Origin of the sequence: Rhodopseudomonas pentothenatexigens, from assembly GCF_900218015.1 — a bacterium.
Classification (GTDB): Bacteria; Pseudomonadota; Alphaproteobacteria; order Rhizobiales; family Xanthobacteraceae; genus Rhodopseudomonas; species Rhodopseudomonas pentothenatexigens.
Genome location: NZ_UFQQ01000002.1, coordinates 191,298 through 203,191 on the forward strand (window position 1 = coordinate 191,298; position 11,894 = coordinate 203,191).

9 protein-coding genes are annotated in these 11,894 nt (G+C 65.4%); 3 read left to right on the plus strand and 6 right to left on the minus strand.

What is annotated here, in order from left to right; all coding sequences use genetic code 11:
* Nucleotides 1-587: 587 nt before the first annotated feature.
* A complete protein-coding gene (gene thrS / locus DWA33_RS02340) occupies nucleotides 588-2,666 on the plus strand; it encodes a threonine--tRNA ligase (RefSeq protein ID WP_167443106.1) in 2,079 nt (692 codons plus the stop codon).
* A gap of 22 nt (nucleotides 2,667-2,688) precedes the next feature.
* On the opposite strand, the gene DWA33_RS02345 is transcribed toward thrS, so the two are convergent.
* The 3 genes from DWA33_RS02345 to DWA33_RS02355 form a co-directional block, all read right to left on the minus strand.
* Nucleotides 2,689-3,057: a helix-turn-helix domain-containing protein gene (locus tag DWA33_RS02345; RefSeq protein WP_114356480.1), complete on the minus strand. Its 369-nt coding sequence runs from the start codon at nucleotides 3,055-3,057 to the stop codon at nucleotides 2,689-2,691.
* 7 nt (nucleotides 3,058-3,064) lie between these two features.
* Nucleotides 3,065-3,358: a type II toxin-antitoxin system HigB family toxin gene (locus DWA33_RS02350; protein WP_244601183.1), complete on the minus strand. Its 294-nt coding sequence runs from the start codon at nucleotides 3,356-3,358 to the stop codon at nucleotides 3,065-3,067.
* A gap of 94 nt (nucleotides 3,359-3,452) precedes the next feature.
* The gene (locus DWA33_RS02355) at nucleotides 3,453-4,031 is read right to left on the minus strand and encodes a hypothetical protein (protein ID WP_114356482.1); all 579 of its coding nucleotides are present in this window, start codon (nucleotides 4,029-4,031) and stop codon (nucleotides 3,453-3,455) included.
* 284 nt (nucleotides 4,032-4,315) lie between these two features.
* On the opposite strand from DWA33_RS02355, the gene DWA33_RS02360 reads away from it, so the two are divergent.
* A complete protein-coding gene (locus DWA33_RS02360; protein ID WP_114356601.1) occupies nucleotides 4,316-4,879 on the plus strand; it encodes a nitroreductase family protein in 564 nt (187 codons plus the stop codon).
* 57 nt (nucleotides 4,880-4,936) lie between these two features.
* Here the strand turns inward: DWA33_RS02360 and DWA33_RS02365 are convergent, their stop codons facing one another.
* From DWA33_RS02365 to DWA33_RS02375, 3 genes are all read right to left on the minus strand, one after another.
* Nucleotides 4,937-6,811 carry an amidohydrolase gene (locus DWA33_RS02365; protein ID WP_114356483.1) on the minus strand — a complete coding sequence of 625 codons (1,875 nt, stop codon included), beginning with the start codon at nucleotides 6,809-6,811 and terminating at the stop codon, nucleotides 4,937-4,939.
* 90 nt (nucleotides 6,812-6,901) lie between these two features.
* Nucleotides 6,902-9,376 (minus strand): putative bifunctional diguanylate cyclase/phosphodiesterase, encoded by a 2,475-nt coding sequence (locus tag DWA33_RS02370; RefSeq protein ID WP_114356484.1) that lies wholly within the window; start codon nucleotides 9,374-9,376, stop codon nucleotides 6,902-6,904.
* 208 nt (nucleotides 9,377-9,584) lie between these two features.
* Nucleotides 9,585-10,637, minus strand: coding sequence for a hypothetical protein (locus DWA33_RS02375; RefSeq protein WP_114356602.1), 1,053 nt, complete (start codon nucleotides 10,635-10,637; stop codon nucleotides 9,585-9,587).
* Between the two features lie 224 nt (nucleotides 10,638-10,861).
* Here DWA33_RS02375 and DWA33_RS02380 point away from each other — a divergent pair, with 224 nt between their 5' ends.
* Complete coding sequence (locus tag DWA33_RS02380) at nucleotides 10,862-11,893, plus strand: patatin-like phospholipase family protein (protein ID WP_114356603.1); 1,032 nt, start codon at nucleotides 10,862-10,864, stop codon at nucleotides 11,891-11,893.
* Nucleotide 11,894 lies beyond the last annotated feature (1 nt).

The following is an 11,894-nucleotide window of genomic DNA, read 5'->3' on the forward strand; positions in this document are numbered from 1 at the left end:
TTTCAAGATTCTTCAATCAGAAATTCTCAAGCTGAGTAGAGCAACAGACTGGATCACAGCCTGTCGAGAGTGGGTGCTGATTGATATTTATGAATCTGACCATCAAGAGACGTGCCTTTGTCAGCACTATCCAATAATCGAAATATGCGTAATTAAGAACACCATCACTCAAGTCACAGCCGAAGTGGGGAATGTATGTGTAAAGCGGTTCATGGGCATTCGCTCGGACCTGATCTTCGCGGCATTGAAGCGAATTCGACGAGACGTCACAAAGTCACTCAATGAAGATTCGATCGCATTTTTTTACAGGGCAAATCTGTTCAATTCCTGGGAGTATGGTTTTCTCCAAGACACCAAACAGAGACGAAATCTCAGCTCGGCTCAAATGAGAATACGTGTTGGATTGAATCAGCGGGTCATCGACGCAGTCGCACGGCGAGGGATTCAAGGAAGCTAAAATATGCCAAGCTGGACACCCCTCGCCCGAAAACCACTGGACAATCCTTGAATCGTCCGATTCCCCTGCTATACAGCCCCTTTCCGCTTACCTGCGCTCGTACGCAGGAGTGAGCCAGAGGAGCCTTCCGATGACCGACAAGACTTCGGGCGACAAGCTTTCGGGCGACAAGCCTTCCGCGTCCACCTCCGGCTTCCAATACACGCTCTCCAACCTCAAGCCGGTAGCCCCCATGGACCAGATCACCATCACCTTCCCCGACGGCAAGACCCGCGAATACCCCCGCGGCACCACCGGGCTCGACATCGCCAAGGGCATTTCGCCCTCGCTCGCCAAGCGCACCGTCGTGATGGCGCTGAACGGCACGCTGACCGATCTCGCCGATCCGATCGAAGACAACGCCGCCATCGACTTCGTCGCCCGCGACGACGGCCGCGCGCTGGAACTGATCCGGCACGATTGCGCCCACGTGCTCGCCGAAGCGGTGCAGAGCCTGTGGCCGGGCACCCAGGTCACGATCGGCCCGGTGATCGAGAACGGCTTCTACTACGACTTCTTCCGCAACGAGCCGTTCACCCCGGAAGACTTCGCCGCGATCGAGAAGAAGATGCGCGAGATCATCGCGCGCGACAAACCGTTCACCAAGGAAGTCTGGACCCGCGACGAAGCCAAGAAGGTGTTCGCCGACAACGGCGAGGCGTTCAAGGTCGAGCTGGTCGACGCCATTCCCGAAGACCAGACCATCAAGATCTACAAGCAGGGCGAGTGGTTCGATCTGTGCCGCGGCCCGCACATGACCTCGACCGGCAAGATCGGCACCGCCTTCAAGCTGATGAAGGTGGCCGGCGCGTATTGGCGCGGCGACAGCAACAACCCGATGCTGACCCGGATCTACGGCACTGCCTGGGCCAAGCAGGAAGATCTCGACGCCTACCTGCACCAGATCGAGGAAGCCGAGAAGCGCGACCACCGCAAGCTCGGCCGTGAACTCGACCTGTTCCACTTCCAGGAGGAAGGTCCGGGCGTTGTGTTCTGGCACGCCAAGGGCTGGAGCCTGTTCCAGTCACTGGTCGGCTACATGCGCCGGCGCCTCGCGGGCGACTACGACGAGGTCAACGCGCCGCAGATCCTCGACAAGGTGCTGTGGGAAACCTCGGGGCACTGGGAGTGGTACCGCGAGAACATGTTCGCGGCGCAATCGGCCGGCGAGGACGCCGAAGACAAGCGCTGGTTCGCGCTGAAGCCGATGAACTGTCCCGGCCACGTCCAGATCTTCAAGCACGGCCTGAAGAGCTACCGCGACCTGCCGCTGCGGATGGCCGAGTTCGGCGTGGTACATCGCTACGAGCCGTCGGGCGCGATGCACGGCCTGATGCGGGTGCGCGGCTTCACCCAGGACGACGCCCACGTGTTCTGCACCGAGGCGCAGCTCGCCGAGGAGTGCATCAAGATCAACGACCTGATCCTGTCGACCTATTCGGACTTCGGCTTCGAGGGCGAACTGACGGTGAAGCTGTCGACCCGGCCCGACAAGCGGGTCGGCACCGACGAGATGTGGGATCACGCCGAGCGCGTGATGGCCACGGTGCTGTCCGAGATCAAGGCCAAGGGCGGCAACCGCATCAAGACCGAGATCAACCCGGGCGAAGGCGCGTTCTACGGGCCGAAGTTCGAATACGTGCTGCGCGACGCGATCGGCCGCGACTGGCAGTGCGGCACCACGCAGGTCGACTTCAACCTGCCGGAACGGTTCGGCGCGTTCTACATCGACGCCGACGGCGCCAAGAAGGCGCCGGTGATGGTGCATCGCGCGATCTGCGGCTCGATGGAGCGCTTCACCGGCATCCTGATCGAGCACTACGCCGGCAACTTCCCGCTGTGGCTGGCGCCGGTGCAGGTCGTCGTCACCACGATCACGTCGGAAGGCGACGAGTACGCCAAGAAGGTGCTGGCGGCGCTGCGCAAGGCCGGCCTGCGCGCCGACATCGATCTGCGCAACGAGAAGATCAACTTCAAGGTGCGCGAGCATTCGCTCGCCAAGGTCCCCGCCCTGCTGGTGGTCGGCAAGAAGGAAGCCGAGACCCACTCGGTCTCCGTCCGCCGCCTCGGCAGCGAGGGCCAGAAGGTGATGCCGACCGACGAGGCGATCGCCGCGCTGGTCGACGAGGCGACCCCGCCGGATGTCAAGCGGATGCGCGGGGCGGCCTGACCGAGACCAAGTCGAGGCGGCGTCAGGCCGCCTCGCCTACGCTCTTGATCAGGGACTCGGCCGGGATGCCGAGCCCCTGATGCAATTTCCGGATCATCGGCAACGTCAGATCGCGCTTGCGATTGAGCACCTCGTGCACCCGATTGCGACTGCCGATGAACGGGATCAGGTCGCGGGGCTGCAGATCGTTCTGCTCCATGTGATAGCGGATCGCTTCGACCGGATCGGGCAGATCGAGCGGGTAGTGCTTGCGCTCCCAGGCTTCCACCAAGGTCACCAGCACGTCCAGCCGATCGCCCTCCGGCGTATTCCGCCGCGCATTCATCAGTTCCTCGATCTGCTTGAGGGCACGGCGATAATCGCGCTGTGACTTGATCGGAGCTATGTCCATGGCGACCTCAAACGGTTTGTGCGTCGATCGCATCGTAATCGCGATGCGTTCCGACGAAGCGGATATAAACCACGCGATAGGGATAGTTGATCCAGACCACGACCCGGTACTTGTTGCCCGCGACGTTGAATACCGCGCGGCCGTCTTTCAGGATGCTGACGGAGCGGATATCCCGTTTCAGATCCGCCGGGCGCGTCCAATCCGCCGACCGGACGTGGGTGAACCACGCCATCAACGGTTCACGCGCATCGTCGTGGCCCGGTCGGGCGAGAAACGACTTGATCGTGCTGAGCGCTATCACCCTCACCTGCGCAATCTAGCATAGTCCCAGCCTGGGACCAAGTTGAAAGCGAAGCGGCAACGGCGCCCCCCCCTCTGCCACGTCGAAAACCAGCTTACGCGCTGCGGTCGAGCTCGGGGGACTGGGTGGTGCCCTTCTGCATCGCGGCGATCGCCGCATCGAGTTCGGCGCGGCTGTATTGCGGCGCGGTGCCGGAGCGCGGCGTCCATTCGCTTTGCGCCTTGGCGGTATCGGCGATCTCGACGTTGCCGCCGAGCAGCCTGGCGTAGGTCTCCGCCCGCCATTGCGCCAGCGCCGGGCCAACCAGGGACGGCTCGTCGAGACCGCTGACCGCGGACGCGGTGGCGTTGCTCATCTCGGCGATGCCGCCATTGTACAGCTTCGCCACCACCTGATTGCCGACCTTGACGGTGGCGTAGACGTCGTCCGGCTCGTTGTCGGAGCCGCCGCGCGGCGCCGTCTCCTGCTGCTGCAGCCAGACGCGCGCGATCTCGTCGACCTCGGCGGAGGTGACTTTACGCACCGCTTCCGGATGCGCCTTCATCAGGTCCGCGAAGCTGTAGACGTCGCCTTCGAAAGCGAGCCCGTTCTTGTTGGTGGACTTCTCCGAATCCGCCTTGGTCACGTGCATGTACGGCGTCAGCACGTGGCCGTGTCGGTCGGTGATATTCATGATGCGCCCCCCGCTCCAAATTGGTCCGAGCGGTGGTGGGGCTGCAAACTTCGCGCCACGAAGAAGTCTTGTCCGATCAACACGATCGCGCGGCGGTCGTTGCGCGCATCGCGGCGGCAATTGCCGGCGGCGGCAAGCTTTTCCTACTGCCAAGCGCGATGGTCGAGCCGCAGGATTGGTACGGTTCTGATCGAACCTTGCGCCGACATGCGATAGATTGCCGGCCGAAGCGTGCGCCCGCGGACCGGTGCCGCGGGCGGCGCTGGAGCAGATGGAGAGCAGCCATTTCCGACCCGATCGAATTCTTCAAAACCCGCCGCTCGGTGAAGCCGCGCGAGATGACCGGCCCCGGCCCCTCGCCCGACGAGCTGGAGACCATCCTGACGATCGGCGCCCGCGTGCCGGACCATGGCAAGATCGCGCCGTGGCGGTTCATCGTGTTCGAAGGCGACGCCCGCGCCCGTGCCGGCGAGGTGATCGCCGAGGTGTTCGCCCGCAAGCATCCCGAGGCGACCGCCGCCGAGATCGCCGCCGAAAAAGCGCGGCTGTGCGAAGCGCCGCTGGTGATCGCGGTGGTGTCGTCGCCGAAGCCGCATCCCAAGGTGCCGGTGTGGGAGCAGGAGCTATCTGCCGGCGCGAGCTGCATGAACATCGTCTCGGCCGCGACCGCGCTCGGCTACGGCGCCAACTGGCTGACCGGCTGGATCGCGTTCGATCCCGAAGTGCTGAGCAGGCTCGGCCTGCGCGGCGACGAGAAGCTCGCCGGTTTCATCCATATCGGCACGCGGCCGAAGGACATCGAAGACCGGCCGCGCCCGACGCTGAACGAGATCGTGACGCGGTTCTAAGCGCGTTCGAGCTTCCGGCTGCGGTCCGCTCACGGCGCACCGCGGCCGTCCAGCGCGCTAACCGCGGCCGGCCGGAAACACCCGTCCTTCGAACACCGTCCCCCAGATCGACACATCCTTGAGCCGCTCCGGCGGCACCGCATAGGGATCCTGCTCGAGCACCGTGAAGTTGGCGATCTTGCCCGGCGCGATGCTGCCGAGGTAGTCCTCGTGGCGCCAGGAATACGCCGCCTCGATGGTGATCGCGCGCAGCGCTGCATCGACCGAGACGCGCTGCTCCGGACCGGCGACACGGCCGGACGGGGTGATCCGGTTGACACCGCACCATGCCAGATACAGCGGCGCGCTCGGCGCCATCGGCAGATCGGAGTGATAGGACAGCGGTACGCCCTGATCGAGCACCGACTTGGCTCTGACCATCGCGTCCGCCCGCTCCGGCCCGAGGCCCACCGCGCTGTATTTATCCGCAAAACCCGTCGTGTAGTACGGATTGGCGCTGACCAGTGCGCCGAGGCGCTTGATTCGTGCCACCTGATCTTCGGTCGAATTGGCGAAGTGCACGATCACGCTGCGATGATCGGCGCGCGGGTGCTCGGCGTTCAGCTTCTCCAGAATGTCGAGCAGCTTCTCCAGGCCGAGATCGCCGTTGACGTGGGTGTGAATCTGATAGCCGGCGTTCCAGAACAGCCGGGCGCGGCGCTCCAATTCGTCCGGCGGTATGATCCACTCGCCCTGATGGCCGTCGAGATAGCCGTCCTTCATCTGCATCAACTGCGAGATGATGGCGCCGTCCGCGAACAGCTTGATCTGGCCGGGGAAGAACATCAGCTTGCGGCCCGGCGCTTCGGGCGCCACCGCGATCTGCGCTTCCACCGCATCGAGCGCGCCGTCGAGCCCGACGCGGTCGACGATGCCGCGGCCGTCGGCGATGAAGGTGGAGTACATCGGGGTGTCGGGGGCACCGAGGATCTGCTCGTACAGCTTCCACATGTCCGGGGTGTAGAGGGCGCCCGGCTCCATATAGGCGGTGACGCCGTTGGCGTGCAGATAGCTCACCATCTGCTTCAGCCCGAAGGCGAGCCGCTCCGGCGTCGCCAGCACCTTCATCATCGGCGTCATCATCAGGTTGAGGCCGCCCTCCCAGAAATGCCCCTCGCGCCAGTTCGACTGCTCGCTCGCCTGCCCCTGGTTCTGCGTCATCGCCTCGGTGATGCCGAGCGCCGCCAGCGCCGGGGTGTTCAGATAGAACTCGTGACAGGAGCGATGCCACACCGCGATCGGCCGGGTCGGGCTGATGGCATCGAGCGCGGCGCGGTCGAGCTTGCCGTGCCACAGCGCGTGATAGCCCCAGGTCAGCAGCCAGGCGTCGAGCTTGTCGAGCTTGGCATCGGCCGCCTTCAGCCGCGCCTGATAGGCGTCGGCGCTGCCGGCCGCCTTGTGGGTGCCGCCCGGCAGCACCCAATCCTCCGGCGCGATCACCTCGACCGCCAGCGTGAGTGCGCCAAGCACCGGGTGCAGGTGCTGGTCGATCAGTCCCGGCGTCACGATCTTGGCCGCGAACGTCTCGTCCACCGTGAATGAACGGTCGCCCAACGCCGCCTTGACCTGATCGAGCGAGCCGACCGCAACGATCCGCTTGCCGGCGACGGCGACCGCGGTCGCCTCCGGCGCGCCACGCTCCATGGTGATGAACTTCCTGGCGGTGAAGATCGTCACCGGCACTGCGGCTCCGGCGACCTGCTCGCCGCCGAGTGCGCTCGTCAGCCGCGCGTTGATACCACCATCGGCTTTCGCTGACCTGGATACCACCGCCTCGGCAGCGAACGGGACGCTCGCGCTCAACGCGGCCGCACCCTTCAATACCTTGCGGCGCGACGGCAGCGACAGTGAGCGGAATGCGAACTGGAATGCTGGATTGCAGGCGATGCACATGGCGCGCGCTCCAGGACCGAGTTGTTAGTGGCCCTGAAAGCAGCTTAGCACTGAGTCGAAAACTCAGCCCCGGCCATTCGTCGGGCGCCGCTACGCCGCCTTCGACGCCTGCCGTCCGAACCGCGTCAGCAGGGGGTGAATTTCAGAGGACGGCCGCGCCGGGCTGAACAGGAATCCTTGCACCTCGTGGCAGCCTTCGGCGCGCAGCGCGTCCAGTTGTTCGACGGTTTCGACGCCCTCCGCCAGCGTGGTGATGTCCAGGCTGCGGCCGAGACCGGCGATGGCGCGGACGATCGCGAGGCAGTCCGGCCGCTCGGCGAGATCCTTCACGAACGAGCGGTCGATCTTGATCTTGTCGAACGGGAAGCTGCGCAGATAGCTGAGCGACGAGTAGCCGGTGCCGAAATCGTCCATCGAGATCCGCACGCCCAGACTGCGGAGCTGATGCAGCGTGGCGAGGTTGGCTTCGCTGTCGGCGAGAAACAGCGACTCGGTGATCTCCAGTTCGAGCCGGTGGGGCACCAGGCTCGACTGCGCCAGCGCCGAGATCACCACCTGCACCAGATTGCGGCTGCGGAATTGCACCGGCGACAGATTGACCGCGACCTTGACGTCGGACGGCCACGACGCCGCCTCCAGGCACGCCTGCCGCAGCACCCACTCGCCGAGGCCGACGATCAGGCCGATGTCCTCGGCCACCGGGATGAAGTCGGACGGCGAGATCATGCCGCGCTCGGGGTGGCGCCAGCGCAGCAGCGTCTCGAAGCCGCCGATCCGGTCTTCGGCAAGATCGATCAGCGGCTGATAGTGCAGCTCGAATTCGCCGCGCGCGAACGCCTGCCGCAGGTCGAGCTCCATGTCGCGGCGGATCTGGGCCTGGCGGTCCATCTCCTTCTCGAAGAAATGGTGACAGCCGCCGCCCGCCGCCTTGGCCCGGTACAGCGCCATGTCGGCGTTGCGCGAGAGCGCCTCGCATTCGTCGCCGTCGGACGGCGCCAGCGCGATCCCGATCGAGGCGCCGATCACCACTTCGAGCCCGTCCATGTCGTAGGGCGCGCTCAGGATCTCGATCAGCCGCGCCGCGAAGCTGCCGGCTTCGTTCGGCGTCGCCAGCGAGGTCAACACGATCGCGAACTCGTCGCCGCCGAGCCGCGCCACCAGATCGCCGTCGCCGACCTGCTGCCGCAGCCGCTCGGCGACGCATTGCAGCAGCCGGTCGCCGGTCGGGTGACCGAACGAGTCGTTGACGTTCTTGAACAGATCGAGGTCGACGCACATCACCGCGACCATGGTGCCGCTGCCGCGGGCCTGCGCCAGCGCCTGCTCCAGCCGCTGCTGATACAATGCTCGGTTCGGCAGGTTGGTGAGCCCGTCGTGATGCGCCATATGGGCGATCTTGGCTTCGGCCTTGCGTCGCTCGGTGATGTCGACCACCGCGACCAGAAAGCCGTCGCGACCGTCGAACACGACGCGGCGGCCGAAGGTCAGGACGTGGATCTCGGAGCCGTCGGCCTTGACGTGGCGCCAGTTGCCTTCGGACTGATAGCTGTCGCGCATCTCCAGCAGGGTCTGGCCGTGCGCGATCCACTCTTCGCGCGGCCAGATCTCGCGCAGCGACATCCGCAGAAACTGCTCGCGCGGATAGCCGTAATGCGCCACCGCGGCGTCGTTGACGCTGAGAAATTCGAAGGTCTGGGCGTCGAACACCCACATCGGCATCGGGTTGCCGTCGAACAGCAGGCGGAACGACTCCTCGCGCTTCTTCAGCGAGGTGACGTCGGAGATCGTCACCGAGACGACGTCGCCGAATGCGGTGGCGCTGAGGCTGAGATTGCGGTCGCCGCTGTCGACCGCGAAGGTGATGCTGGAATCGGAATCGACCAGATCGATCAATCGCCCGGCGACGTCGGGCGTGCACAGCAAATGATGCCCGACCGACAGCCGGCTCCAGCGCAGCGCAGCGACCGACCGTCCCAGTAATTCCGAGGCGCCGGAGTTGACGTGCACGATCTGGAAATCGAACGGCTTGCGGTCGGGCCCGCGAATTGCGGTCAGCGCGACAATGCCGTCGTCGGTCGAGGAGAAGATCGCGTCGAGCAGATTGTAGCGGTGGCGTTCTTCGTTGACATAGACGCCGACCAGAGTGCCGCCCCAGCGCGAGGCGGTCGGCAGCGCCAGCAGCGTGTAGCGCTGCACGATGCCGTCGCGGACGCAATGCGCGGTGCCGAGATGCGGCCGCTTGTTCTGCAGCGCACCGGAAGCGGCCTGCGCCAGCGCGGTGCCGCAGTCCGGCGACAGCGCGTCGAGCGGAATGTCCCAGCGCTCGTCGCCGAGCCATTGCTGGGCGTATCGGCCGGTGCGCGACACCTCCGGCGTCTCGCCGTCGATCTCCAGCAGCACCAGATGATCAGCCAGACGACCAAGGCTGCCCAGCATCACCTCTTCGTAGCTCGGCAGCGACTGTCCCGGCTGGATCGCCGCGTACCACTTGCGCTGCAGTACGGTTAAGTCGGAAGCAAGCTGGTTGATCGGATTTTCGGAAATTTGAGTGACGGCAGCCGACACGAGTAGCGCCCCGCGGATGAGAACTGCGGCGCAGTCGAGCTATTCCCGATTAAGACGATGTAAACGAACCGGCTCGTCGCGGAAAAACCACTGAATATGAAGCTTTTAAGTCGTGCGATGGTTATCCCGCGTTCACCATTGTGACGCCGCACGTACAGCAGCATGAAGCTCACAACCGGTCGCGTCAGACGTGCAACCGGCGCGATGCTCAGCGTGCCAGCACCTCGACCTCGCCGTCGACGCCGTTGACGACGTTGAAGCCGCGCTCGAATACCTTGCCTTCGTTCTTGGCAATGGCGCGGTACTCGCCTTCCGACAGCACGACGCGCGGAAAGGCGCCGATCGATTCCTTGATGACGTCGCCGCCCGGAGTCAGCACCGACCACGAGGTGTTGGCCAGCGCCTCGCCGCCCTTTTCGCTGACCAGTTTCAAGGTGATCACCGCGGCGCGGTGGGTGATGGTGACGTCTGTCAGCTTGCCGGCCTGAACCCGGATGTCGGAGCGCACCACCGAATTGGCGTCGCCGTAATTGGAGACGATGTAATAGGTGCCTTCCGGTACCAGCGCGACGTCGCCGGCGGCAACGTTGGGCAGCAGCGCCGCGCGCTGGGCGTTGTCGAACTGGCTGCCCTTGTAGATCGTGAACGAGATCTGGTTCGACGGAATCCGCGAGCTGCCGACCTTGCCTTCGATCCGCAGGCCGCCGGCGGGCAGTAGGAAATTCTCGCGCTCGGTGTCGGACTTCACCGTCACCGGCCGCACCGCGCTGACCAGGCCGAGCGCGACGTGCACCACGTAATTGCCCGGCGGCAGCAGGATGTTCGGTGTGGCGCCGTGGTCCTCGCGCACCAGCTTGATCGAACCGCTGTCGTCGGGGCGATCGGAATAGACCCGCCACACCAGACCGCTGTTGATCACCGGCTGGTCCTTGCCGTAGCGCGCGCTCAGCGCCAGCACGCCCTGCGGCGCCGCCGTCACGGGAGGCAGCGGCGACATCGCCGGCGGCGCCACCGCGGCGACCGGCGGCTGGGTCAGCGGCCCCGGCAGATTCGGGGCGGCGGCCGGGCCGGACTGCGGAGCGAGGCTGATCGCCCCGCCGGCCGGCGGCTCCGGCACGGAAGCCGGCGGCACCGGGGGCGGCCGGTCGCTGAACAATTGCGCTGCGGCGGGCTGGGTGAGCGACATTGCGCACGCCGCAACCAGCACCCACCGAGCTGTCCCCCGCGGACGGCTCCCGACGATGTTACCCCTGCAAATCATCGTGATGGTTTTCACCGAAAACGCGGCAAATTCAAGCCGGTCCAACGCCGGGCCAGGCCGGCCGGGCGATCGGCGGTATGGTCGTGCTGTTCGTGATTGCGTCACGATTTTCTCCTAGTCCCGGCCGCCCAAGGCATTAATCATGCATTCGAAACGACGTGGCACGATCCGGCGCGAATCGCGAAATGGACCGGCCGCAACGGCGGCAAGCTGAGGAGACAACCGTGCTCGAAAACCTGATCGGACGCGGGCAAACGCAACCGGCGGCACAGGACAAGGTCGGCCTCGACCCGATCCGCCGGCCGGTGATCGGCTTGGCGCTCGGCGGCGGCGCCGCGCGCGGTTTTGCGCATATCGGTATCCTGCGCACGCTGCTGTCGCACGGCATTACGCCCGACGTGGTGGTCGGCACCTCGATCGGCGCGGTGGTCGGCGGAGCCTATGTGGCAGGCCATCTCGACACGCTGGAGGAATGGGCGCGGCGGCTGCAGCCCCGCAACATCTTCGGCTATCTCGACATCCGGCTCAATGGCTCCGGCCTGATCGGCGGCAGCAAACTCGCCGCACAGCTCGATGCCACCCTCGGTCCGATCCTGATCCAGGATCTCGGCCAGAAATTCGCCAGCGTCGCCACCGAAGTGGCAACCGGTCACGAGATCTGGCTCACCCACGGCCGCATCGTCGATGCCGTCCGCGCTTCCTATGCACTGCCTGGCATCTTCTCGCCGGTGCTGATCGGCGATCGCTGGCTGGTCGACGGCGCGCTGGTCAATCCGGTTCCGGTCTCCGCCGCGCGCGCCCTCGGCGCCGAAATCGTGATCGCCGCAAACGTGTCCAGCGACGTGTTCGGCCATGGCACCACGATCTTCTCACACGGCAACCCGGTTGCCGACCCGGTCGTGCCGGAACCCGAGGAGCCGCCGGCGCAGAAGCGCGGCTTCACCCGGTTCTTCTCGCCAGAGCGCTTCGTCAAGCAGGAACTGTTCGGCAGTCCGGAACGTCCCGGCATTTCCAAAGTGATGACCGACGCCTTCAACATCATGCAGGACCGCATCACCCGGGCGCGGCTCGCCGGCGATCCGCCCGACCTGCTGATCTCGCCACGGGTCGGCCGGATCGGCTGGTTCGACTTCCACCGCGCCGACGAGATCATCGCCCACGGTGCCCGCGCCGCCGAACGCGCCATCGACTCGATCCGTGAGACGATCGAGGAGGCCGTGCCGCAGCCCAACGCCACGGTGCCGGTGGAAACCTGAG

Coding starts and splice junctions, on each gene's coding strand:
- thrS (WP_167443106.1), top strand. CDS start 588: ATGACCGACAAGACTTCGGGCGACAAGCTTTCGGGCGACAAGCCTTCC.
- DWA33_RS02345 (WP_114356480.1), bottom strand. CDS start 3,057: ATGGACATAGCTCCGATCAAGTCACAGCGCGATTATCGCCGTGCCCTC.
- DWA33_RS02355 (WP_114356482.1), bottom strand. CDS start 4,031: ATGAATATCACCGACCGACACGGCCACGTGCTGACGCCGTACATGCAC.
- DWA33_RS02365 (WP_114356483.1), bottom strand. CDS start 6,811: ATGTGCATCGCCTGCAATCCAGCATTCCAGTTCGCATTCCGCTCACTG.
- DWA33_RS02375 (WP_114356602.1), bottom strand. CDS start 10,637: ATGATTTGCAGGGGTAACATCGTCGGGAGCCGTCCGCGGGGGACAGCT.